The sequence below is a fragment of the Gammaproteobacteria bacterium genome (assembly GCA_013816845.1).
Taxonomy (GTDB): Bacteria; Pseudomonadota; Gammaproteobacteria; order DSM-16500; family DSM-16500; genus Aquicella.
Window position 1 is genome coordinate 192,198 of record JACDDU010000004.1, and the last position, 26,167, is coordinate 218,364.

Here is a 26,167-nt window from a genome sequence, read left to right on the forward strand (position 1 = left end):
TTTTTCTATAGGGTTAACAGACAAAAAGAACGGCTCAAACAGTTTTCTAGTGGGTGTTCTCTGTAAATTCTACAGTGTCTATGCTGCAGAATTTCCTCAAGAAATAAATTCAGTGTTGAAATGAAATCCTGCATCTTTCAACCGTTGAATCAAGGGATCACCAAAAGCAAAAGTTGGGGTCAAAAAACCTTTCCGACCGGGTAAGAAAGCCTTTTCTACTGCAAGACGAGCGGATTCACAGGCTAAAGCTACTGTAATCTCATTACCAGGATCGCCTTTGCCTTCCATGCTAACGATGAGTTTGCATTGTCCGTGACTGCGACAAACTAACCGTCCGCGAAAAAAACCTTGGTGACGTATCGCCTCCGAAGGACCTTCGCCGGGCTTAGGTCCGAAGCGACGTAACAGGCGGCGTCCCCTTGCGTTGGCAGTAACTAGCCCAAATCCCATAAGAATTCCCGAGGTTAAAATTGCTTTTAAATAGCCGAAGCGTTTACTCATGACTAACCGTTCTTCATATTGAAAATCCGCGTGCGTTTGATTAATTTCGGAGAACAACCAAGCTGATCGCCGTACTACCGCAGTATTGATCGGGCCCATAAAAAAAGGAGCAGTCCAACGTTGCAAGATAGGCTCGAAATAGGGTCTTAATTTTGGCCGGGATGGGTGTGCACTAAGCGAATCGGGAATAAGAGTATCAGGACTAAACAATTCTCCCCGTGCTTGTTCAGCCATATTAAGTGCGGAGGCAAGTGTTCCGCCATTAAATCCACCGCGGATTTGATAATAGAGAGACATCGAATCAAGATGAATCTTACGATTGTTTGCCGATGTTAATCCAAGATAAACAGAAAGATCCGCAGGAATTGAATCAAAACCACTAAAAGGAATTAAACGCGCTCCTGTTTCCAGCGCCTGTTGTTGATATTTTTTAATCATAGCGTGAATAAAAGGGGTTTCACCTGTAATGTCGAGGTAATCTTTTCCGAATTTAATACAACTTGCTATGACTGGTTCGCCATAGATTGCGAAAGGTCCTGCAAAACTTAGCACGACGTTGGTTTGTTGCACTATGTTGTCAATGCTTGTGGGCTCGGTTGAATCGGCTATTAAGATAGTAGGTTTAATGATGCACTCTGCTTGCACTTCTTTCAGCTTTTGCATATTGCGCCCGGCAATTGCGACGCGCAAATGATCCCCAATCCCAGGGCGCATCATATATTGAGCGGCAAGCTTGCCAGTGAAACCCGTGGCGCCATAGATGACAAGATCAAATTCAGACTGCATAAATTTCTCGTTCGTGAATGCACAATAGTGTGTCGTATACCAAACGTTTAGTTATAAATGAATATTCATTATTGTAAGGATAACTAAAACGATTAAAATTCAAAGGGTATACAACTTGATTAGAGACGATAAGCTACGTTCATATCCCTCTTTATTTGATCAATAAAACTGTTATTTCATGTTCATAAGATAAGCTTGGCTCAGCCTCCTTGATTAAAATTTAATATGCAAACGTGTTGGCGACGACGTGTTTTCCTTGTGCAGGTGATATTCCATCTGCATGTATTAAGATAATTGTAATTTGAAGAGAAAATATTATGATAATTAAAATAACAAAATATTTTCTGCTTTTATTTTTATTTCTATCTCCATTCATTACCGGAAACGCTAAACCCTTCGCAAGTAACGATAATACCTATCTAAACGTCGTGAATAATTGGAATGAAAATATTGAAATACAAGAAGGTCAGGTTTATAAACACAGAAAAGTTATAAGCCCTAATTATAATTTAGAATGGTCCATGATATTTCAGGTAACATTTCTAACTTAAAAATTAGCTATTATCGTCAGAGTATATGGAGAGAAATTCCTCATTGTATTGATAAAGTAGTGTACTATTCAGTTACTATTTATGTGACTCCTTCAGTTGCTGATCAAGCAGTACCCGTTTATGTTCGTTATTAATTAATGAATGAATGGGGCGGATGCATTTTTGCATGCAGCAAACTTTCCCTACGTTCCAGTTCATCATTCATTGCTATAAGAAAAATTCGAGAGAGTTTAGATGACAAAGTGGTTAAAGCGAAAAAATTAACATTATAATTAATATTAATTGGAGGCAATGAGCTGAAGCTAAATATTAGATTCAATATAGAAAATTTTTGAGGCTATTTGCAATGATAATCTCTTCCCGAAATGGTCTATCTAACTTCAAAATTTTATATTAACGCCGAAATTGCAAGCTTGGTAATTGGTGTTTATAACTCTCTTTCTCACGTTTTACGCTAAAATCTCGTTCCAACAGTTCACCTTTCTTTAATGCTTTTTGTTGGGGTACGCCTTGTTCGAATAGCAGGAAACGTTTAAGTGTAATTTGCCGGTAAGAACGGTCTGCCTCTTGCAGTTGGGATTTAATTAGCTGAATGTCCTCTGCTGTCTTACTTTCGACTGCGCGCTTTTGTTCCTTAAGAATAATTTCGCCCATACATTCTAGGGGCGTAATAGTATCCTTTAAACCAGCTTCACAGACAGACATTATTTGATCAAAATCGTCATGAAAAGTAGCTACTTCCTTACATCTTTTTTGGAATATCTGATTCATTAAATGCTTGATTTTTGGATGGGTCATTGTTTGATAGTGTCTAGACAAGCGGTTAATTTCATCAGTTGTCATGGACTGGTCTAAAATATTGCTACAATTCTGATACTCAAGGAAGCTGGTCATTGATGTAATTTCTACTGGATTAGGCATCATGCTTAAACGGTGAATCGTAAGCGGCATTAGATGAGGGGAGATTTTAAGATGGTTTGCTAATAGAACTGCATGTACAAATTCATTAATTTGGTTATGATTCAAAATATAAGTAGCACATTGATCTTTCAGAAATCCTGCCGCGATAATAATATTATAAGCTTGTTTTAAATCGCTAGGACCATAACCATATCCGCGTTTTTCGGCTTGAAGATAAAGTTTCCATTGGTATAAGTGTAGAAGTTCGTCAGGAAGCATAGGTATATTATTATTTTTTTTTATTAAAAATGAGACTTATAGTAACAAATTTTTTTCCCTAGAACTACTAGTAGAGTGATTGTAATTGCCCGAAGTAATTTTTTAGCCAAGCATTTATAACGCATATATAAATATTAAGCCAAAAAGGGTGGTGGATTCAGGTCTTTAAAATTTTTATTTTAATTGCTTATTTTTTCTTTATGAAATTTTATCCATAGCAAGAGGATAACTAACGATATCGAAGTGTAAACATTGCGGTAATATCTATGACAATATTTACAAGAAAGCAATTTAATTGGCGTCTTTATGAGATGGGGTAATTGCTTTCGTTATTGCTATTAAGATCTGCTATCAGAGATAGAATTAACCAAGAAATACAATATTAATTTATAATGAAAATTAATGTAAGCGTCTGTCATGGATGTTCAGAAAAATGTAGCTCAACTTACATTAATAAGCATTAATAAAGTTAGCATCGTGTGAATAGAGTCATCTCTGTCTACCTTAATTCTTTTATATTTCGACCATAAGATGAATTATATGATGAAGCGCTTCCTTTGCGTGCATTGAGCTGAGAAGCAAGAGTTTAAATCATATTTTCATTAGAATTGATCGCATCATAAATCTTAGTGAGTTAGGTAAAAAAAGTTTGTACAATACACATCCTCATGATATTTTTAATTAAATTTTTTTTAAAAGATATTTAATTGAGTTTGAACTTGTCTAATGTAGTTTGGTAATCAATTTAAGCGAACGACCATTACCTAGAAGAAAATAAAGGGGGGGAGATTAATCATTCCTTCTTTATCCTTTTGCGACTCTTTGGATATCCACAAAATTAGGAAGCTTTATGATTTCACGGATACTATTACCTATTTCATTCCTTGTTGTTTTGCTAAACCCAATTTTAGCTGAGGCTATTAAGCCCTCGTTAGGTAAGCCGGACTTAATCTCTACTGATAAAATCACCTACGAATGGGATTTTAATGCAGGCGGCTCAATGAATACACCTGCGATTGGTACAGATGGCTCAGTCCTTAGCTTTCGGGATCATAAAAGTAATCCCACACTCTATGCTCTTCATCCGGATGGTAAAATTAAATGGAAATATGATGCTGCCGATTTTGACATAACTAATTTTCAGCTTGATCAAAACGATAATGTCTATCTATATGCGAGCGCTCACCGGCTGAGAGCGCTGGACAGCTCTGGTCATCATCTTTGGAGCACTAATTTACCGAGTTTAGATTGGGCCGATATTATGGTTCAAACCTCACATACAATCTTTTGTGATACAGATAAGTCTACTCTCATTGCAATCAATAAAACTAATGGCATGATTAAATGGCGCTTAGCACTTGACGAAGCACCAGCTCATCCAAGCATCCATATGTTAGCAACAGATACTGACCATACTTATCGGCTTCTACATAATAATATTATTATCGCTGTTGATGCCGCAGGTAAGGAAAAATGGCGTAAAATTTTTAATCTAAATGATGACATACGAATCTATTACCAGAAAGATACGCTGTATACCCTCGTTAATAAAAAGCTTTTTGCTTTCACTGATGATGGTAAAGAAAAATGGCACATCGATTTGAACGATAAAGATTTTCCTGTCAAAATTGATTATATCAGGATTGATTCGAACAATATTGCTTATGTTATCTGCCATCTATACAAACAAGGCGATTTTATTACAGCCATATCTGCTGAGGGAAAAAAACTGTGGGAATCAGAAGCATTCCCTACACTGGGTGGCATTACGACAGTGCGTGTGGATGAAAAGGCACAACAACTCATCATTGTTACAGATCCTGCCACTGAAATTTATGGCGCAATGTATGCTTTTAACGTAAAAAATGGTAAAAAGCTCTGGCAATCAAATACGCATTATTCGGTCAAAAATTTTATTAGTACGCAGAATCGTTACATCATCCATTCTGGAAGAAGCCCTAGACTTGTTTCAGTATATGATAAAAATGGTAATCGACTTTGTTTGTATTTTCCTCTTGATATAAAGTGGGGCGTTGCTGCTGATCCAGAGACGAATCGAATATATATCACAACCGCAAATGGTTTGGCGTCGCTGGGTATATGTCAATAATTTTTTTATATAACCTAAATGTCAATGTTATTACTCCGTAACAAGATAACTTACGCTAATATATAATGATGGAAGTGAATTTAGATTGAAGTATTGCAATTGACTCCAATAGTCCAAAAATTTATTTTGGACTATTGGAGTCAATTGCAGAAAAAAGCTGCATAACCCCAAAAAGGGCGTTTAATAGATCTTTCATTATTGAAATAAATAGATTGAACAAATAAGATAGGAATTTACTAAAGAGATTACCTATGAAATACAATTTCGTTACAATGGTCGGTTTAATTTTTTTTATAAATATTCAAGCGGGGATGGCATCGCCAAATCCTAAGCCAGACATTTGTCCAGATGTCAGTATGATTCAAAAAGTGATGATGAATAACAGTGTCCAACAGTTAAGAGGTGGTGAATGGGTCGCAAATGCAAGCCGAAATCGTTTTGGAACTCGTTATTGTTGGGCATTTAGCACAAGTGCATTTCCAGCAAATAATAAAGATGAGGCTATAAAAAAAGCTCAAGCTCTTCTTTTATCGCTGCGTTTTGTGGAAGGTCCTGTGCCATTTTTTAGTGATTGGTCTTGCCGTTATCAAAGTGGTCTGGGTTATGGTTATGCTGTAACACCTACTTTTTATGATTGTTAACTCACTATCATTTAATCTAACTCCTGCCAGATTTTGAGATTCATTTTGTATTGAATTGTTGTAGTCTGTTATTTATTAGGACAATACTTCTCAAATATTTCCAGTGATAATGGAGGCGCCTTATGTATGCAAATCAATGCAAACCCTTTATTTTGTCATTTTAATTTTCTCCATCATGCTAGGTATTTGTTGTCATGATTTTGCAGAATTTATTGAAACAGCAAATCAAACTGCCTCCTACGTATATCATATGAATGATCCAAAATTTTTTAGTCATTTTGAAGCTATGAAAAATCGGTATCATTTATTTAACTGAAAGCCAGAGCTGAAGAAGCTAAAATGATATGTTGAAGTGATGATGAAAACAGTGAAACCAAGTTAAATGTGGTTACCCAGAAATATGAAGCGAAATTAAAAATATTTATTGGCATGCTCATTAATGAGCAGGAGAAAGAATTATTAAATGACTTCATGAAAGCTTCACGTATAAAGTTCACTCTAGAGGTTAAAGCTTATCTGTTCTTCTCATCCAATTTTGCTTTTAATCTTAACCACATAAAGCGCTCGTTTAAAATTTCTCTTTATATTTATATAAAACATTGATTTCAGCTAAAATTTGACAAAATAGCTTAATAATTCTTAATTTTTTGTTAAGAATATTAATTCAGATGCGCACCCATAAAATTTTATAAGTAATGTCTCATTAATCATGGCTTAAGGTATTGCCAGTAATATGTATGAACCATGAATAATTACACGCCACAAATGTCTGCATATGATGCTGACTTATCCCAGCGAATTCTTTTTGCCATTACAACTTTCCCCAAGATCAGGAGGGAGTATGTTTTATTGGAAAATCTAAGACTGGTATACAAAGAAATAAATGAAAACCATAAAAAAGAATTAAAGTTGTTAAACGCAATAAATCAAAACGATAAGCTACATTCTCTTGCGCTTAATTGTTCAAAATTATCTTACTACCAACGATTACTACCGTATTTAAACGAATATGCTATAAACTTGTTAAATACACCGATTATTTCCTTTAATTATTTAAAGGATTTGACTATAGAGGAAGTTCATAGTCTTTTATTTGAAACCCAGGTTCAAACGCTTCCAGAAGCTAGTACTCTGGCTCAACTTAAATATAATTTGACTAAACAATCATCCTGTTTTAATGAATATTTATGCAAACTCGATAATGAACCTAAACCTACCCCCGGATCAGTCCTAAACAAATTTAAGCAAATTACCCCAGAATTAGCGCTAGAGATATTTGGTCCTGATTATAAGAAATCTTTAAAAGATATAAATAAGAGTGGAAAAAGATTTTCTATATCCATCACGCCAAAAACTCCAGTTAATGTACAGCATAATTCTGATAATAACCAAAATCTGGATAATCAAGATTCAACTAAATTAAAAGCTTCATCTATAATTGATTATTCTGTTACTCACAGAGGTACAATCTCCAAAATTCAGGAAGCGGAATTCATAGATGCAATCTGTAAAAATATTTTTTCGAAAAATTATAGGGCGGAAACTTCTCCAAGGAGCAATCAACTTAGCAATGATAACCATAACTTTAATTCCGTCGCTACAATCAACATCGATAATGTAGTCTCGCCTATTTCGTTTTTCAATTCCAACCAATCCCCTCATTTGGCCCAAACCGAAGACGACGACCCTTTTAATATAAAACCAGAAGATTTGAACGCTAACACCACAGATATAGTAAGGGGAAACGTTAGAAAATAAACGAATAAAAAAGTAAAAATTCTTACTTTTAATGAGCCAATTGTGTTCGTACATTCTTTAAGTTTTCCCTGCGCTTATCCAACAATATACTCACAACCTAAAATATTTTGAAAAGATTTTTATTTACTAATTTGTACCATCTTTCGTTCCCTGAATTAGAGAACGTCTTTGCAAGTCAAAATCGTTTAGATAGATAAGATCAAATACCTCACATTTGATCAAATTCCAATGGATGGTAGGCTAATTGGCTATCAACATTTGGATTAGCCTATGATTGAATGCGCGCAGTACGTGGCTCATCCAAAGAACATATAGTTCTTACTTATAAAAGTCATACACATTTCTTATTATATTTAATGAATGATTTGATTTATTATCCTGAACTGAGACCTTGATATTTAAAAATAAGGCGGCATTAGCATGATGAATAATAAAATAAAATTTGGATTAATCATTACTGTACTGATCTATAGCGTTAATTTATTTGCTGATATTATAATCCGACCCGGGCAAAGATATGAGCAAACTTTCGACGAGCTCACACCTGGAACTTATAAATTAACCTGTAATATTGAAAATTTATATCACGTAAACAGATCCATTGATTTGAATGTGACCATCAACGATATGAATTATTATGCTAATCTTCCGCAGAGATTTAATATCTACTCTAAAGACTTTATTCGAATATCAACAAATAAAATTAATTTACTTTTGACCAACTTAGATTTTCAATTTCCTATCAATCTATTAAAATGCCAAGTTGTTCATACTTATAATTAGTATTGTCAGAAATATTAATTATTTGTTTTGTTAAAATTTTTATTATTCTTGTATCAGGAATCATGTAGCTCTCTACTAATCATTAAAAATTACTGAGCCGGTTAATGAAAGTGACATGCAAGAAGAAGTGAGTAAAGATAGATAGAATAAAAAATGTAACGCTTAATATCTTTTAAGTAATCCCTTAATCTTTTAGACAACGCAATTTATTAACGGCGAAAATTCATATTTCAATAATGGTCATTATTTAAGAATCCGTGCACCGTGATGTTTTTGTTAGGATGAGAACAGGGCCAAAAAAGAATGTACCATATAGTATCTATACGGTTATTGGCCAACTCTCTTTCTATTTTAAGCAAAAAAGAAATGATTTTATGACAATAATACGGACGAATTATTTACTATGGAAGTCGGCGCATTATAAGTACCGAAAAACTAACAAGACCGACTTCCAGCAAATTATATCCATGTTGTTCAAAGCCCTAAATTAGCAAAAACTAATCATCATCTAAAACACAATAGTCATTGAAGGTATTGCATTTTGCGAATGAATATTTCTAACTGGGTTGTCAAAAAGATTTTCCTTGCAAGGTAACGTCATCATTTTCATTTTGATCGTGAGGGAAACTAGGAGCTTGAGTGTGTTTCGGTACAGAGGAAAAGAAACTGTGCTTGGATGGTGATGGTTTTCCTTCAAAAGATTTAATTTTTTTAATATCATGCAGGTCATGCAATGAACTTAAAAGCGAAGTGGATTTAGGATAGAGTGTCTCTATGGATTTTTTATTGGCAATGTGTTTTTTAAGATCATCCATTGTTTCACAGACCCCAATCAAAGCCATCCCAATCAACAAACCATATATTGGATAAATTGGTAGGAACGGAGCTAATAAAATAGTAAAACCAATACTTGCGCCTAAAAGACCGAGTGTAAATAATAATTGGAGAGAAGAGTTTAAGATGGATTGATCCGTTTTCTCAGTTGGTTTGGTTTTTAGTTTTACTTGAGCTATTTTCGCTTCAAGAAGATTTAAATTAGGCAGGTCCACCTTTTTAATAACTTGTGTTACTGCATTAGTGATATCGATTAGTTTTTCGAGTCTTTGTAATTCTAAATCTTTTGTAGCTTTATCAAAATAATTTAAATTAAGTGCATTTAAACAATTGTAACCGGCGTACGAAAGATAAGAATCAAAGTTGTTTGCTTGGCTATCTAATTGCTTTAAAGAAGCAAGTAATAAACTAGATGCATGTTCGTATGCAAATCGCAGACACTCTAATTGAAATTCTTTATCTACGTAAGTTTTATTTGATTTATTATTTGTGAGATACTCTCTAACCTGATTAACTAAACTTCTATAATTTCCGAGATTTGCTTCATTAATAAATGCGTTGTAGTAGTCTTTAATTTTTTCGTTATCCGTTTGATCGATGAGGTGCTGGTAGTCTAAAAGCGTAGAGGGTTTGGGGCTAAAATTTCTATTTAACATTGATTTTTTATACTCAATAAATCTAAATTAGATATTTATTGTACGAAAATTGTTATAATCTTTCAAGTTTTAAAATTGGGTTGATCACAACGTAACCTAAAGTTAGTAAAACTTAATCAAAAATTGCACAATGCTTGATGAGTCGATGTTAAGGGGCAGTAACGACCTCTATGTCGGAATAAGTATCTCTACCATCAACTGACCTAGGAAAGAGGAAATAAAGAGTATGATCTAGCTAGCTTGAGTCCTTACCTGACAGAGCACATTAAGCGTTTCGGAGGTTTTCATATCGATATGTAGATTACTCCCAACAAAATTAATGAGGCAAGTAAATCACGAGGTTAGTTACAACATTTACTTGCTAACCAAAATAATAATAGGGGAGTTATTAAATGCATAAATTGTTTCAAAACATTAAATTTAAGATAGACGATAGAAAACAAAAACATAATCAATTAAGAGAACTTGAAAGACGTGGTCGTAGAATACCTTCGCTGTCTGATCCAGAAGAGATACAGAATGCTTGGCTTAGAATGAAAGAAAATAAAGAAAAAGTAGCTTTAGATCATAGGAAGGAATATGAACGTCAGAAGTTAAGATTTAAATTTAGTCAAATGCCTCTTTCATTGAGTGATCCAGAAGAAGTACAAGAAAGCTATTTAAAACGTGAAAAAGAAAAGGAAAAAATTATTGATGAATATGTAGATGCAAAAGAAAAATTATTTCAACTCAGGAAATAAATAGCATTAAAATATGAAGTTGATTGAACTGTTAATCTTAATAGGAATGATAGTCCTTTGTTATTGCAATTTATTATGAAGTATTGATGGAGAAGCAATGCTCTTCTTCGTTGAAGGGGACAGTTGTGGAATCAGTGTATAACTCGTCATTTATTTCGATTCTATTCCCCGGCCTAAAAAGGTTAGAAGCACAAAGCATGAGAAAAATTATATCACTTCTACTAACTCACTTGCATTAAGCTTAAAGACACCCATCTCAATTTCCTCATTAAATTAGAATTATCATCCTTTGGTCAAGTTTGATAATAAGAAAATAACTTAAAGAGGTTGATGTTGTCCCAAAACTTGAAAATTTTATGGTAATAATCTTTTGGAACTACAATAAGAAGAGATAACTGTTATAATTTTCTGTTTGTTAGTACTTAATTAAGGCTACCCGTAGTAAAAGGAAGATGCTTCCTATTTCTATCAGCGCACCTTTATTTATTAAGGAGCATAATTGAATGTATTCTTTGTGATACGCTTTAAAGAGTTGAATAGCATGTCTATGAGAAAAAAGTATTATCCTCAACCAAGATGGAATTAAAAAATTAACGATACACATTTGCCTCATCAATATAAGAACCATGTAAATCTTAGGGAACAGTGTGCAAGATGCAAGGTAGGCATGGATCGTAACCGTTCAACATATACCCCAGAAGGAGTTGTAAAGTATTAATTTATTACTATACAATGCAACGATAAATTAGAAAAAAGAAAATTTTATGCAAAAACCAAAGATAGCTTTATTTTTAATTACTTCTGTTGTGCTTACCGCAAGTTATGCAAATTATCCTCAGCATGTCCAAGTATGCTTAGAAGTTAATGATAATACACCGAGCTATGGCTTTGAGGCGGGTTTTTACAGTTCTGACTTATTTGATTTCGGCAATTACACAAAGTATATTAAAAATGGCCGTATCTGTGTGAAGCATACTTATAATCATGGTCCTAAAAACTTAAGGTTTAGTATTAGCTCAGATGATCATGTTGAACGACATGGACATAGATCTAGGATACTTGTTAGGCCAGATCATAGCTGTGGTTTTTTAATTGCTCGTAACAGCTCTTTTTTGCTTAGTAACTACCAACGTACAGATAAATCAAATGAAGGCTGGAATTTTAAAATAAAGCAAACAACATCGGTTAATGGATATGCGTACACTTACGCACTACATTGCGAACATGCAACGGGGTAATACCTAAAGTTATAGGACATGACAATTCAAAAAAATCAGTTATGGGCTAAAGTAATCCATGCATTGATTAAGTAGCCGGTATATTTCCTCAAAAGCAAAATTGATTACTGCAAATACTCGGCAACTTTGATTGGTCCAACTTAACTTATATGGACAAGTCCTTTTAATTTATCAAATTGTGGCTATTACAGAAAATTGCCTTCTAAAAGGATGAAAGAAGGCGGACGCAATTAGTAAGATGAGATAATGTCCAAAACATTGGCGCTCCATGGGATTCATTGCCCGTAATTGAGGAGAATCAAGAGCGCCAAAATCTCTGCCAGCCTATAACGTTGCGCGCAGTATTTTAGACTAAATTCATACTCGGTAAATATTTGGCTTGTTGATACTTTCTTGTTTTATAATTAATTCAGAACGATAATTTTCTGGGTAAACTGGTTGATCCCCTCTACTTTTTACAGATTCAGCTTGAAAGTTGAGACCAGATAATCCTCTAACATTGCCCCAATAATTTTGAGTTGCCTTGCGTTTTTCCTCAAAAAAATGATTAAAGTTAAATTCACCCGTTACTGGTGAAAAGAATTCACGCACATTATGGACCATGACTGGTCCGGATTGCACATACTGGTTTGGCCATGAAAATGCTTGAAAATCTAATTCTGGAAATTTATGCATAATATCTGCAAGAGCAATATCCGTATTTAAATCATTTAAAAAGGAAATTAAAGATTCCTCATCAGTTGCTTTATTGTGATCTTTTTCACTATATGTCAGCATCATTTGTTGTTGATGAAATTGAATTTTTAAAATGATGGCAGCTTCATCTTCGCAACCCGTGTACTGCAGATCTTCTATAACAACCCCGTCTTGGTGCGACCAAGTTTCACTAATGGCACTGTTTATCTTTTCTAGATTATTTTTTAAATACATAAGTACATACCTATTTTTTATGATTCAAATATTTTAAGTTGAAGAAAATAATTTAATTTTTCACACAGAGTTTTTTTGTTAAACTATACTTCTATTGGGATAGCCTACGAATGAAAGCGCTACTGAACCATATGCGGTATTAAAAGTCAATATTCATAAAAATTTATAAACTTTCTCTCCATCTTTTGAGAATTTCAATTTTGTTCCATTAATTAATAGCTGACCCTTCATATTAATTTTACGTGCTGGATTAGCAATATATGATTTGCTAATAATGTGACCTCATCAGAAAAAAATCCATAATAGTGGAGAGTGCCCCTTTTCCATTAGTTTATAAAGCGCACATTCTTTTTATTTTGTTTATTGATCTCGTATAATAAAAAATCTTCGCCTTCAGATGTAACATTTTTTACATATCGCATGCCTACTTTCTCTAAAATATGCTGAGGCTTTTTGTTATCGGTGGTGGTAAGTGCGATTAAATTTATTGACACTTAAATTTTTAAAACCCCAATCAATAAGGGCTGTGACAAGCTCAGTGGCGAATCCATTGTTCCAATGAGGTTTATGTAATACAAGCCCCATCTCAATATCGGGTTCTGTATTATCAGTATAGAAATAATAAAAAAGGCCGGCTCGTCCTATAAATTTTTGGTTATCTTTTAACATTCACAGCCAGTTAAATTGGAATTTAATTAATAACCAATGATGGTAATATCACCATCTTTTTCTAAGATAGCATACTTGATCTGATCTAAACGCTCTAGTCCTTGTAATTTACGGCTTGACTCTAAAATATCCGTTATATCAACCTTGACCTGATTCATTGTTTTTTTAAGTATTTTGCCATTATTTATTAATATGACGGGCATGCCGTCAATGATGCTTTCAACTTTTCTGAACTTCTGTTTTAAAAAAGAAATAAAAATATCCATTAAAACCAGCGTCATGATGATAAGCAATCCATTCGTTAGAGAATAATCAGTCCCGGTCATTGCTTGTTGTGAAGCATCACCCATAATTAGCAATAAAACAAAATCAAATGTTGTCATCTCATTTAAAGTACGATGACCAGAAATGCGCAAAACTACCATTAGAAATATATAAATAATAGCTGTCCTAAAAATTGATTCCATATTTGTCGTCTCACGGGTAAATGAATTGGTGAATTTTAATTTTGTCATTATTTGAATTTATTAATCCCATCTCTGCATGTGAGTGGCCAAATTCTTCTGGTTCAATTGCTAAAATAATTTGCGATGTTTGACTGTTATCTGACGCATGAAACGAATATATAATCTTATTGTTTCGAATCTCTTCGCTGCTAGGCGTTGGGCTCAGGCTTTTTATTGAAATCTTTTTAAAAAAAGATTGATCTATCCAAAGTCGTAAATCAGAAGATTGCGTAGAATGATCCCTTGAAGGGATGATATTTATATGAAAAACATTGGTTGCCTGAAGTCTAGTAAATTTATTGTATGTGATTTGCAACGATCCTTTAACAGCTGTGGTGGGTCCTAAAATACCAGAACCAAACAAACCAAATATGCCACCAAGCAAAAGTACACTCATGATGCAGATGCCAATTTTCTGTATTATAAAAAAAGTAGTATCTAAATGAGCAGCAGATGGTTCGATATCAAGAGTTCCAATCCTTTTAATTTCACCAGACATCCCTGTCTCTTTATATCTAATAATAAAGTTCTACTTTACATTGTTTTATTGGAAATGTGCAAATGAAGCGCATAATTTATTATCGATAACAATAATTATGGACATCAATAAATTACTCTGCGCAAACTATTAATAAGAACTATTTACCGTAATATTATGTAAATCATATCATTTAGGTACTTTTATTTTCGTACCTTAGCGTTTAAAGCGAATAAAGCGACATTATCCATTCTACTTTGAGTAAAAGATCATTGAGACTTATTGAAACAGCTATCTGGATAAACTTACGTCTAATTAAGGATTTGAACTCTATAAACTATGATGAAAGGACAAGTACAAAGTGCAGGTAAGGAAATAAGAAATGCACATGAAAGGGTGTCTTGATGATAATTTCTTAGGCGAAGATGGCAGTTCTTTAATTTTGCAAGGAGAAAGAAAGTTGTTTACTCCTCTATATGAAAATCTATTTCTTTGTTATGTACTCTTGGATGATTCTAATCGAATGGAAACGCAATTAAGCAAGTAAGGTTGGTACAAACAAGAGGTTAATGTGATACTTCGATTACTTAAAGTAGCAAGTCTTTTTTATACGCCTAATGATTTTTTAAATACATTCTATCCGTATTATTGAGACGCATCTCACGGTCTAATTCATCGCCTATAAAACCCAATACGGTCAGATGAATTTTTATGCTCACCCCGATCGATTTGTTCTTTCGTAAAAGAGGGAGATGCAGCGATCGAAGAAAATATTTTAAAACCAAAGTATAATAATTTTAAGTTCTAATTCATCCGTCGAATTGCTTGCGGCCATGAATAATTTGTTACTTTGCATTAATGTATACCTTGCCTATTTATAGTCTTGCTTCTTAGTTTTATTACTCTCTTTATATGATAGCTATTACTACTGCTTTGAAGTTCGCTACTGAAATTTTTAAAAATCAATCCATCGCAAGATGATCACATCGCAACAAAAGTTCCATCCCAATTTTCAGGTGGGGGAGAGACAAGATATTCTCGGATTCTCGATAAGAAAATGGAATAGACCTTGACGTGAGGGTAGTGTTCTACCAGTTTTGAGAAAAGTGAAAATGCTACTTCCCATTCCTGAGTGTAGTAATAATCTAGCGCTTCTTCATGCTTTTTGAGTTCTTCTATCAAGGCTTCGGCAGCTTGATCTTTTTGGCAAATTAATTCATAGATATTAATCGGTTTTCGCTTACCTTTAACGGTGATACGGTCAAGAAAACGAAACAGAAATAAATTGTCGCTATCTGCATAAGTATTCTCACCCACAATGGCTTTGACGCGATATTTTTTTGATAATTCTTCAAGGCGCGAAGCTAAATTGACTGCATCGCCAATGACAGTATAAGAGCGGCGAATATCCGTTCCTATTTCTCCTATGTTGACTTCCCCTGTATTAATTCCGATGCCAATTCTTACCACTGGAAGGTTAAGCTGTTTAAATTTAGCTTGGAGCGAATGGGTTTTCTCTTGCATAGCGAGCGCTGATTCAAGCGCGTGTTGTTTATGTAGTGGATCCTCACCTGGTGCTCCCCAATAAGCCATAATCATATCACCTACATATTTATCAATTGTGCCTTTGTGTTTTAAGATAATTTCCGTTAAGGGTGTAAACAATTGATTGAGAAAATTCTTTAACTCCATGTCATCTAAATTTTCAGCGATGTTAGTAAAGTGACGAATATCGGTAAATAAAATAGTTACCGTGCGTGCTTCACCTTCAAAGCCTAAATGATCCTGATGCTCACTTATTTTTTTCGCATACTCAGGCGGGACATATTTACTAAATGTTTTAAATAAAAAATCCAACCGGCGTGATTCGAATAAAAATCCACTGATAAGATTGATTGTCACAAGTAATAACACGGTGAGCAATGGAATTGAAAAAGAAAAAATTAATCCCTTTGTACTCCATAACCAAAAATGGGCATAAATTAAAAAAGGGATGACGACTATAAGCGTAATAGCTAAAGAAACGGCGCGCATGAAAGGGAGAACAATGGCTAATAGAACGCCAAACAAAATGATTAAGCCGATTTCAGCGCCTTTGCTCCAGCTGGGTGTATGAGGAATAAAATTACCTAAAAGTGCGTTGGCAATATTTGCTTGAATTTCTACATTAGGAAATAAAGATTCAAAAGGCGTAGGACGCAAATCACTTAAACCTGGAAGGGATGTGCCAATGAAAATTATTTTTCCTTTTAAGGTATTGGGCGGTATACGATGATTTAAAACATCTGTTGCAGAATAATAAGGAAAGAATTTCGCATAGCCTTGGTAAGGTATAATGATCGTTCCTGATGCATCAGTATAAATATTTTTTTTATCTAAAGTAATTTTGTTAATGACTTGTTTATTTCCAATGGAAACAAATTCAGCCGCAACCGAGGTAATATGTTGATAATTACGAACGGCTTGCAGGGCTAAGGAAAAATAAATACCATTTTTGTAAGTAGCTAGGAGCGGCGCTCTACGGATGATACCGTCGTTATCTACAATGCCTGTAACAAAACCTGTTTGTTTAGCTGCAAGGGAAAGCTCAGGGTAGTTAGCAAGATAAGCCGTCATCGTAGGAATGACCAGCTTATCTAAATCAGCAGCATTTGCAATTTCTATTTCCGGAGGCGGTAAAAGACCCTTAAAATAATTAGCCGATTGATCAAAGATAACACCTAAAATAACATTACTTTTTGCAGCAGCTTCGGCTAGTAATTCATCGCCTTCGTGCAGATAAATAAGACGATCTAAAGCAGTAACAAGCTCAGCATCTTCGATATTTTTAGAAGGAAGTTTTTTTAAATATTCAGTTGCAGTGGTATCGGACTTTTCAGAGAAAACGATGGTGGAGGCAATGACGCTTGCACCTTGTTCATGGAGATTGTTAATCAATTCTGCAAATTTTGCGCGGGGCCAAGGCCAGGCGCCTTGTTCGACCAGTGATTTATTATCTATATCAAGGATAGCAATAGCAGTCGTTTTACCCTTCGGGGATTTATGGGCGATTAAGGAAATTAAGCGTTGATCATAAATGAAGTTATCTACGCCCCTAATCCACTGATGCACAATCTTATTAGGCGTTGCGACCATCCATACGGACAATCCTACCACTATTAACCCTAAAAAAATGGCATATAGTTTTTGCAGCATTAGCAATGCCTAAAATGTCCCTATTCTTTTTAATTCTAGGCTAATCGCATGATTAAGCAAATGAAACGCTTTAAGAAAAAAAGAAGATAATTATGGCAAAATATGTTTATTTATTGAACAGAAGTCTATACTTTAATAGAGAAGAAGAGTGCTTTTGGAGCAGCGAAGGAGTAAGCCAAGCCAATGGTTAATAAGATAAAAATCGTTAATAAAGGGGAATTTGAAAATAATTCAGACAAATCATTGTCAATGGATAAGAAGATCGCGTCTGTCCAAGAATTCATTAATAATCAAAAGCTTAATCCCTCTCAATCGCAAGGGGCTGATTCAGATGTTAATCCTGTGCCTAATCGTGAGCACGGTCAAAACGTTGCGGAAGAGACGAGTGAGCAAGTTAAAAATAACAACAAAATAACGCATATTCAAGAAGTTGACCAAGAGATACCTAATGATGAAACCGTTCAAGGGGAGACCAAGTTCATTAGCGATACCCTTGCCAGTAATCAGGAGCCTTTTGATAGTCGAATTGACTTCTCAGATAAACAATTTGACTCTTCAATGGAAGCGAAACCTCAGACAACGCCTTCTTATACATCCAGCAGTACCAACTTTAACAGTGGCCCAGAATCCTACATGATGCTTGCTGATAATACGAAAACCAGCACTTTTTATAGCACTGAAAAAGCTGTAAGTGGAAGCAGTAGTAGTAAGATTTTACCAACTGGATATTTCGACTTAGCCAGTAACCATCAACAATCCGCACCCTTAGAATTTGCAAGTTTGCAGAATAATTCTCCATTTCTTTTTAAACTTCAATCTGTCCCTCAAATCGCTTTTCATGCAACCGTTGCACCGGCTCAAGTGTTGTTTGGCAATGTATTTACCGGCATTATTGAGCAAGTTTCAGGGGCGATTACGGGGATTTTTACGTCGACGGAAAAACCAGTTGTTAAAACAGTTACGATTGCTGGTGGCGACCCAAATGCTTTTGATCCCACCGCGACACAACCTTTTTCCGTTCAAATCGTACCAGTCATCGAGCATGAAGCGATTGCAAGTCGTTCGAGCGCACTTTTTGGTAATAAACTAGCCCTCTCAGATGGCAATAATCATTTCTTTGTTATATCGCAGCCTGCTCTTCACGCCGTTCATGACAACGCAGTTGAAACGATTAGTCTCACGGGCAGTGCAGCAGGGATAGTGGATAATCGATACGTCATGCGAACGTCAGGGGCCAATGTCGTAACGCTTTCTAACGGGACTACAACTTCACCGGGAAGTCTTCTCCTCAATCCAGCGGCCAATTCCGTGGTCAACCCTGAACCTGGCAATTTTGATTTAACTTTTGCTCAAAATGCAGGACTCAGACTGTATGAGTCCGTCGATGTGACTTCCTCCATTTTAGCGAAAGTTAACATTCCAGCAGGGGCTGCAAATACCTACAATATTATCAGTGGTTCAAATGTTAATATTCTGAGCATTACTGATTACTCGGCAAATTCAACGATTTCATCGCTTATTGTCGGTGAAAATCTGGGCAAAATGGGTCACTCACTCATTATTAATGCTTCTAATAATTATGCGATTATAGCTTACAGTGTCTCCCCGGGTCAGGGCTTGCTTTACATTGATAGCACCGGAAAGTTGAAAGGACTCGGTTTATTTGGTGTTCTCAGTAATTACGGGGCAGCCATTGATAAAGGTATTTATGATTACATTTCAGTGGCTGATGCTAATCATGATACAAGTAGTGATTTGCTCTTTGGTAATAACGAAGCAAATGGGGCGATGCTTCTTTATGGAACCTTTGCCCAGTTAGGCCCAAATGGGTCTCAAACGCCACTTATGCCTAAAGACTTTTCTTTAGCAAACTTACCAGCAGTGCTAAGTGCGACAACCTTTATTGTTCCTGATCATCAAGTAGGTACGGCTATCGCAACGGGGACAACACCCATTGACGGAGGCGCTGCATTAAATGCTTTATACAATACGCAAAGCGGAGTCAATTTTGTCGGCGATACGAATGGCGATGGTCATCAAGACTTAATCATCAGCCGTCATAGCACTGATTATGCTGACGATAGTGATTTGACTTATGTCATCTATGGTCAATCAGGAAAGTTTCCTGTGAATGTCGAAATGTTGCCCTTTGGGGATGTGCGTTTAAAAAGCGGTATAGTAGGTCAAGGTCTTGATAGCAATGGCGCTGTCGTTCAAGATGTTAAAGGGTTTACTATCACGGGTGAAATTGCTGATCCCCGCTCAGGCGGTACCATTGTTCCTAATAGTTTTTCTGTTAAATCCATTGGTGATTTTAATGCAGATGGATTTAGTGATTTGTTTGCATTGTCTAATAACAATACCGGCTATGTTATATTTGGTCATCCTTCGCTGTTGACTGAAGGGAGTAATATCAATTTAGGAACAGCATCACCTTTTGTTTACAAGCTTTTTACCCTACCATCTGTTGCCTCTAGTACACAGGTGCCGACAATTGATGATTTTAAAGGTAGTCCTATCGATGGTGATGGGTTTAGTGATTTGTTTTTCTCCTCAGCAGTTGGCAGTACGTCGCTTACCAATCAAACTATTCCACTTGCGAAGTATATTACAGCTTTTACGAGTAACAGTGGTGTTGAGCTTGGGGGGATTTTATCAGGCGCAGTGTTGACCGATGGTAGCTTGAATGCAAATCCATTTGGATCGGCCTATGCATTTTTAACTTCACCCGGACATTATGATACAAGTCACATCATTTTAGGTCTAAATAATCAAGCAACATTAGATGGCTATAGCGGCATTGATAACATTATCGGGGGCACCGGTAATCAAACACTTTATTCTCATGGCGCAGGGACGACTCATGCAAACTTACCTGGTGTCATTGGAAGTACTTTAATCGGTGGCGATGGTAATAATATTTTTCAAATTCAAGATCCTGTATTTCATAAAATAAGTGCAGGAACTGGATTTGATATTTTGCGTTTAAACAGTGGCGTGCTGGATTTAGCGCATTTACCTAATCCAACCGCTATTGATTTAGCTTCCCGTGCGTCACAAATTGTATTAGGGATTGAAAGAATAGAATTGGGTAATGATGCAGGACTTGTGTTGAATGCTGAAGCTATTTTAAATATGACGAGTTATAAAGCAGGAGCTGGTAGCTACAATGGCACTCAATTTCCTGGCGTTGCTGCGAATGGTAATCCTATCCAAGGCGCAGCGGCTTTGTTAGTAGCATCCCTAACGGGCGGAGCAAAAGATCCTTTACACGCACCGACAGTTACGTTTGTCAATGATGCAGAACATCAATGGAACGTTACTGCAGTGAATACAACGCGATACGACGGACAGCTTGCAACGCCTGTAACACTTACGGCAATAAGCCAAGCGTTTAATAATACAATGTCTACTGTTCTTGTCGAAGCCAATGTTAATATACAAGTAGTTAGTGGTTAATCTATTTAACAAAATTAAGTCTCGCGTAATGCTTCTGATTTCGCTTTCAAAATCGGTTTTAATATATAATCAGCAATGGATTTTTTACCAGTGATGATATCTACGGTTACGACCATGCCAGGGATGATAGGAAGAGGTTTGTTAGCCGGCCCTAAATAATTTTTGTTGGTTTTTATCTGGACGAGATAAAAAGTATTACCTCTTTCATCAACCACTGTATCTGCACTGACATATTCAACTTTTCCTTCAAGTCCGCCATAGATTGAATAATCATAAGCCGTGAATTTAACAATTGCTTTTTGTGCAGGAACGATGAAGGCGATATCTTTAGGAAGAATTTTTGCTTCCACTAACAGCTTATCTTGCAAGGGGACAATTTGCATCATTTCACCACCGGGACGAATAACCCCTCCGATGGTCGTAACGCTTATTTGTTTGACGATGCCATTAACGGGAGAGCGTACGGTCGTTCTTGTAATGCGAGCTTGTAAACCGACTATTTTTTGTTGCAAGCTTTTCAATTCATCATTCACTCGACTTAAATCAGTTAGCGCATCACGTTTAAATCGATTTTGTTCATCTTCAATCGCACCTTTCAATTCATTCACTTTTGTTTTTAAGTCTAACAATTCCATTTTGGATACAATACCTTCAGCAGCCATTGGACTAATAAGATTCAGCTTTTTTTTAGCGAGATCATAACTCTCATTAAGCGTTTGTAAACGTTCGTTAAGAACCTTTCTCCTTGACTCAAAGAGTTGTAATTCATGTTCAATCAATTCTTTTTCTGGAGCAAGGACCGCTGGGAATTCTATCTTATCGCTCCTATTTATTTCTGCTTGCAACCGTGCTGCGGCTGCCAATAAAGCGAGATAATGGTTTTGTGTAGCTAGATAATCCGCTTTAAAATCTGAAATATTTAAAACAGCAACAATTTGACCTTCTTTAACAATCTGACCTTCTTTGACCCGCAATGAAGCTAAAATTCCCCCATCCAGGCTCTGTATCACTTTAATGTAAGAAGAAGGAATGACTTTTCCCGTGCCAACTGTCACTTCATCAACAACTGCAAATTTCGCCCATAAAATGCCGAGAATAAAAAGAATGCCAATTGTATAGAGTAAATATTTAATATAGGTTGTGCGTTCTGCAAGCATGGCTTCTTTTGCATCGCCAATAAAATTGATATCTTCATCATTGACTGGCAATTTCATTGCTTGAGGTTTAGAAAATTCGCCTTTGATGAAAACTTTAAAATCATGGATTGATTTTCTTATTTTTTCATAACAACTTTTGAGGTAAGAAGAAATTGCCATTTAGTGCACCAATTTTTTTAAGACTTCGTCTTTGGGGCCGTCTGCTACTAATTGACCGTTTTGTAAAATAATAATGCGGTCAACTAAACTTAACATAGATAATTTATGCGTAACCATAATCAACGTTTTATCTTTAACGTAATCTTTCAATTTGTCTCTTAATTCTTGTTCACTATTATCATCCATTTCACTTGTTGTATCATCTAACAAAAGAAGCGGTGCATTAGGTAAGATAGCGCGTGCAATTGCCACGGATTGTTGTTGTCCTCTAGAGAGTCCAGCGCCATTTTCTCCAATCATTAAATCAAAGCCTGACGGATGATGATTGGTATAATGGCTAATCCCAGTAATGTCTGCGACTTTTTGAATATCATCTGCACTTGCCCATGGCATTGATTTGCAAATATTTTCGCGTAGTGTTCCATAAAATAAGCTACTTTCTTGCGGTGCATAACCAATGTTTCTGCGGATATCAGCGGGATCAAGTTGATGGATATCAATATCATCAAGTAATATTGAGCCAGAAAACGATTGATAAAGCCCAATAATTAATTTCAACACAGTACTCTTGCCAGAACCAATGCGACCTAAAATAGCAACTTTTTCATTGGCTTTTATTGTAAAAGAAAGTTTATTTAAAGCCAAAATTTGCTGATTAGGATAAGTGAAACTTACATTTTCAAATTGAACATCACCACGTAATTGCGGATGATAGAGATAATTTTTTCTATCTTCTCTTTCGGTCGGAAGTGCCATAATACGATTGAGGGTTTGCAATCCGGTTTTAGCTTGATGATACCGGGTAATTAAACTCGCGATTTGTGTTAAGGGTGCCATAGTTCGACTGCTTAAAATCGCGCAGGCAATCAGTGCACCTAAGGTGAGATTATTTTCAGTAATGGCATATACACCGGCAACAATGACAAGAACGTAAACCATGGCTAAGACAAAGCCGGCAAAGTTAACAGCGAGTGAGGAATAGAAGCGGGATTTCATCCCCAACCTTGCGACCAAGCCTGAATAGTATTCCCATTTTCGTTGATATTCGCCCTCTGAGGCTGATGATTTAATCGTTTCTAATTGATTAATGGATTCAATCAGAATTGCATTTTTCTGCGCCATGCCAACAAAACTTTGTTCCACCGAATTGCGAATGGGGATTTCTAAATACAGTGAAACAATGACCACCAAAGGGATTGCCATAAAAGGAATTAATACAATCCAACCACCAATATAGGCAATGACAATTAAGAATAAAAATACAAACGGAAGATCAATTAAGCTGACAAGAGTTGCTGAAGTAAAAAAATCTCTTACTGACTCATAACCTTGGAAACTGTTAGCAAAAGCCCCGGCGGAAATAGGTTTAGAAGATAATTTTAATTCTAGTAAATGATTAAAAAGAATATCAGAGAGAACAACATCAGCTTTCTTGCCGCTAACATCAAGTAAGTATCCACGAATTATTTTTAATAACAAGTCGAAAACGTAAATGATCACGATGCCGATTGTCAAAACCCAAAGAGTGCCCATCGTTTGATTGGGGACCACGCGGTCATAAACATTCATGACAAATAAGGGTGAGGCTAAAACAAAACAATTAATAAAGAAGGTTGCTAATGCAACTTGATAATAAAGACTACGATAACGCCAAAACGTATCCCAAAACCATGACCGAGCCGTCACAACTTGGTATTCATCCGCACGCTTTTCAAAAAAGTATTCAGGTTTTGTATAAATAGCTATGCCTGTGTAGTCTTGACTTACTTCTTTAAGCGGTAGTTGGGTTACTGATGGATTTCCCACCGCTTGAGGTAAAATAAACTCGGCTGTCTCGTCCCCATAAAGTTTGGTCAGAATACAGGCTTTATCATCTTTTAATAAGAGTACCGCAGGAAGTACGAGCTCATTGACTGTATCAAGAGATCGCTCAACAATGCGCGCCGTTAACTGGATGCGCGCAGCTGCTTGAACAAAAAGAGCGGGGGTTAATTTGTGATTAACTAAAGGCAGATTAGCCGTAAGCGTATTGGGTGAGACAGAGTGTCCATAGTATTTAGCGAGCGCCAATAAACATTCTAATAAAGGGTCAAATACTTGTTGGCTTTTTCGCTGATTAGACTGGGCATGAGTATGCATGGGCTTTACTCGTAAAGTAATGGGGCAATACACCAGCATTCGCTAACAATGTAAATTTATTAATTTTGATCATGTATTTGGAGTCAATTAGCGCTAAGCGAAGCGCAGCAATTTCATTTTGTTTATCCATAAGATCAAGCAAAGAACGTTTACCCAATTGCCACTCTTTCCGATAACTAGAGGCTAACTCTCTGCTCGCAGCAATACCGCGCCGCAGTAATATTAATTTTTCTCGGGTAGCTTGTAATTCATTCCATGTTTGATTAATAGCTGTAATGACGGATCGACGTTTCGTTTCAAGGTGCGCTTTGTTCGCAATAAATTGCGCGGAGGTTTTGCGCATGTCAGCAAGATCGGCTCCTCCATTGTAAATGTTATAAGTAATGGCAACATATCCCTGCATGCTTGTCGTTCTTCCAGTAATACCATTTAAATTTTCATCCCGACTGGCGCTTAACGTGAAAGAAACATTGGGGGCATAAACAATTGCTCTGGACGCTACAGCGGTATGCCAAGCGGCTTGGGTTGCTTTTTGTTCTGCCATAATCGAAGGATTATATTTGCTTGCAATACATTCAGCTTCTTGCAATGAGTGAGGCAAAGAAAAACTGGGTTCTTCTGGAATAATTAATTTTTTGGAAGGGTATTGTCCCACTACTTCAAAATAAGCACTTCTTGCATTGGCTAAATTTAATTTATTTTGTTGCCATGCAATTTCTGCTTGTCCCAATTTTGTCTTAGCAAGCGCTACTTCACCTACTGTGCCAGCCCCGCCACGGTAACGTCTTCTTATCTCGTCTAATTTAATTAAATGCATATTCACATTTTGATGAGTTACTTGTTCCATTTCAGAGGAACGCAACACGGCGAGATAAGCGGAAGCAGTTTGTAAGGCTAATTTATTAATTTGTAATAATTTGAGGAAGTAAACACTATCATGTTGACTTTTAGCACTTTCTACTCGATTCATTAATGCACCGCCATCCCATAATAGTTGAGAAACGCTAATTATTTTGTGTTGGATGTTGTCGTTGGTATAACCGATATTTAAGGTCTGGGGGCTAAAAGATTCACCTTTCCCTCGACCAACATTGTAAGCAAGGGCAACGACTGGCAGATAACCACCGCGTAATTGCATATAAGCTTGCCAAGCTGCGTCTTGGCTTGCTTTGCTTTCTATTAATTCTGGATTGCTTTGCAACATCGTTTGATAAGCATCATTTAGAGTTTCTGCATGCGCAACGGTCACCGAGGAAATCGAGAAGGCAAAAAAAAGAATTATTCTCATTATTCCATTAAAATTTATACAGCGCATAGATAGAAATCGATCCCTGATTTTAATCCTTATCTATGTAAGATAGCGGAATATGACGTCGTCCACAACGAACATGCGGCATTGCCTTTAGCTAATGATCCTCATCTCTGTTGGAAATTTAGCGCATGTGAAAGGCTTTAACATTGTAATTTAGAAAAACTTAAAAAGAGATTGCATCATAAAACGACTATATTGGGAAGATACTTATTGAATGCAACATCAATCTTAAATTACCCCTATTGGTCATGATAAATATGGTGCTTTTTTTAGACTGAATGAAACAATTTTTTATCCCCCGGGCAAAGCACAGCCGAGCAATGAAAAAATGATTCATGACGTTGAGGTAATTAAATTAGTCGAAGTAAGAGAGTTAAACGAGATAA

At 36.0% G+C, this 26,167-nt stretch carries 19 protein-coding genes; 8 read left to right on the forward strand and 11 right to left on the reverse strand.

Going from position 1 to position 26,167, the window contains the following annotated elements:
- Positions 1-96 precede the first annotated feature (96 nt).
- The gene (locus tag H0W64_09165; protein MBA3661885.1) at positions 97-1,287 is read right to left on the reverse strand and encodes a saccharopine dehydrogenase NADP-binding domain-containing protein; all 1,191 of its coding nucleotides are present in this window, start codon (positions 1,285-1,287) and stop codon (positions 97-99) included.
- A 944-nt stretch (positions 1,288-2,231) separates the two neighbouring features.
- Positions 2,232-3,017: a hypothetical protein gene (locus H0W64_09170; GenBank protein ID MBA3661886.1), complete on the reverse strand. Its 786-nt coding sequence runs from the start codon at positions 3,015-3,017 to the stop codon at positions 2,232-2,234.
- An 850-nt stretch (positions 3,018-3,867) separates the two neighbouring features.
- Here H0W64_09170 and H0W64_09175 point away from each other — a divergent pair.
- From H0W64_09175 to H0W64_09190, 4 genes are all read left to right on the forward strand, one after another.
- Complete coding sequence (locus H0W64_09175) at positions 3,868-5,127, forward strand: PQQ-binding-like beta-propeller repeat protein (protein MBA3661887.1); 1,260 nt, start codon at positions 3,868-3,870, stop codon at positions 5,125-5,127.
- Positions 5,128-5,378: 251 nt separating this feature from the next.
- Positions 5,379-5,768, forward strand: a complete 390-nt coding sequence (locus H0W64_09180) for a DUF4949 domain-containing protein (protein MBA3661888.1) — start codon at positions 5,379-5,381, stop codon at positions 5,766-5,768.
- Positions 5,769-5,904: 136 nt separating this feature from the next.
- Entirely contained in the window at positions 5,905-6,084 is a 180-nt protein-coding gene (locus H0W64_09185; protein MBA3661889.1) for a hypothetical protein, read from the forward strand.
- 428 nt (positions 6,085-6,512) lie between these two features.
- Positions 6,513-7,526, forward strand: coding sequence for a hypothetical protein (locus H0W64_09190; protein MBA3661890.1), 1,014 nt, complete (start codon positions 6,513-6,515; stop codon positions 7,524-7,526).
- A 1,352-nt stretch (positions 7,527-8,878) separates the two neighbouring features.
- On the opposite strand, the gene H0W64_09195 is transcribed toward H0W64_09190, so the two are convergent.
- Entirely contained in the window at positions 8,879-9,799 is a 921-nt protein-coding gene (locus tag H0W64_09195; protein MBA3661891.1) for a hypothetical protein, read from the reverse strand.
- 392 nt (positions 9,800-10,191) lie between these two features.
- On the opposite strand from H0W64_09195, the gene H0W64_09200 reads away from it, so the two are divergent.
- On the forward strand, positions 10,192-10,539 hold the full coding sequence (locus H0W64_09200) for a hypothetical protein (protein MBA3661892.1): 348 nt from the start codon (positions 10,192-10,194) through the stop codon (positions 10,537-10,539).
- Positions 10,540-11,303: 764 nt separating this feature from the next.
- Positions 11,304-11,777 (forward strand): hypothetical protein, encoded by a 474-nt coding sequence (locus H0W64_09205; protein ID MBA3661893.1) that lies wholly within the window; start codon positions 11,304-11,306, stop codon positions 11,775-11,777.
- 357 nt (positions 11,778-12,134) lie between these two features.
- Here the strand turns inward: H0W64_09205 and H0W64_09210 are convergent, their stop codons facing one another.
- The 4 genes from H0W64_09210 to H0W64_09225 all read right to left on the reverse strand — a co-directional run bounded on the left by H0W64_09210 (position 12,135) and on the right by H0W64_09225 (position 14,381).
- Entirely contained in the window at positions 12,135-12,707 is a 573-nt protein-coding gene (locus H0W64_09210) for a hypothetical protein (GenBank protein ID MBA3661894.1), read from the reverse strand.
- Positions 12,708-13,163: 456 nt separating this feature from the next.
- On the reverse strand, positions 13,164-13,376 hold the full coding sequence (locus H0W64_09215) for a GNAT family N-acetyltransferase (protein ID MBA3661895.1): 213 nt from the start codon (positions 13,374-13,376) through the stop codon (positions 13,164-13,166).
- Positions 13,377-13,402: 26 nt separating this feature from the next.
- A complete protein-coding gene (locus H0W64_09220) occupies positions 13,403-13,843 on the reverse strand; it encodes a DUF421 domain-containing protein (protein MBA3661896.1) in 441 nt (146 codons plus the stop codon).
- 10 nt (positions 13,844-13,853) lie between these two features.
- On the reverse strand, positions 13,854-14,381 hold the full coding sequence (locus H0W64_09225) for a hypothetical protein (protein MBA3661897.1): 528 nt from the start codon (positions 14,379-14,381) through the stop codon (positions 13,854-13,856).
- Positions 14,382-14,742: 361 nt separating this feature from the next.
- Between H0W64_09225 and H0W64_09230 the strand changes: the two genes are divergently transcribed.
- The gene (locus H0W64_09230) at positions 14,743-14,907 is read left to right on the forward strand and encodes a hypothetical protein (protein ID MBA3661898.1); all 165 of its coding nucleotides are present in this window, start codon (positions 14,743-14,745) and stop codon (positions 14,905-14,907) included.
- A gap of 434 nt (positions 14,908-15,341) precedes the next feature.
- Here the strand turns inward: H0W64_09230 and H0W64_09235 are convergent, their stop codons facing one another.
- Positions 15,342-17,555: an adenylate/guanylate cyclase domain-containing protein gene (locus tag H0W64_09235; protein MBA3661899.1), complete on the reverse strand. Its 2,214-nt coding sequence runs from the start codon at positions 17,553-17,555 to the stop codon at positions 15,342-15,344.
- A 183-nt stretch (positions 17,556-17,738) separates the two neighbouring features.
- On the opposite strand from H0W64_09235, the gene H0W64_09240 reads away from it, so the two are divergent.
- The gene (locus tag H0W64_09240; protein ID MBA3661900.1) at positions 17,739-21,014 is read left to right on the forward strand and encodes a hypothetical protein; all 3,276 of its coding nucleotides are present in this window, start codon (positions 17,739-17,741) and stop codon (positions 21,012-21,014) included.
- Between the two features lie 14 nt (positions 21,015-21,028).
- Here H0W64_09240 and H0W64_09245 read toward each other — a convergent pair whose 3' ends face one another.
- The 3 genes from H0W64_09245 to H0W64_09255 all read right to left on the reverse strand — a co-directional run bounded on the left by H0W64_09245 (position 21,029) and on the right by H0W64_09255 (position 25,757).
- On the reverse strand, positions 21,029-22,171 hold the full coding sequence (locus H0W64_09245; GenBank protein MBA3661901.1) for an HlyD family type I secretion periplasmic adaptor subunit: 1,143 nt from the start codon (positions 22,169-22,171) through the stop codon (positions 21,029-21,031).
- A 159-nt stretch (positions 22,172-22,330) separates the two neighbouring features.
- Positions 22,331-24,469: a type I secretion system permease/ATPase gene (locus H0W64_09250; GenBank protein MBA3661902.1), complete on the reverse strand. Its 2,139-nt coding sequence runs from the start codon at positions 24,467-24,469 to the stop codon at positions 22,331-22,333.
- Positions 24,447-25,757, reverse strand: a complete 1,311-nt coding sequence (locus H0W64_09255; GenBank protein MBA3661903.1) for a TolC family outer membrane protein — start codon at positions 25,755-25,757, stop codon at positions 24,447-24,449. The genes H0W64_09250 and H0W64_09255 overlap by 23 nt, the downstream gene beginning before the upstream one ends.
- Positions 25,758-26,167: the final 410 nt, after the last annotated feature.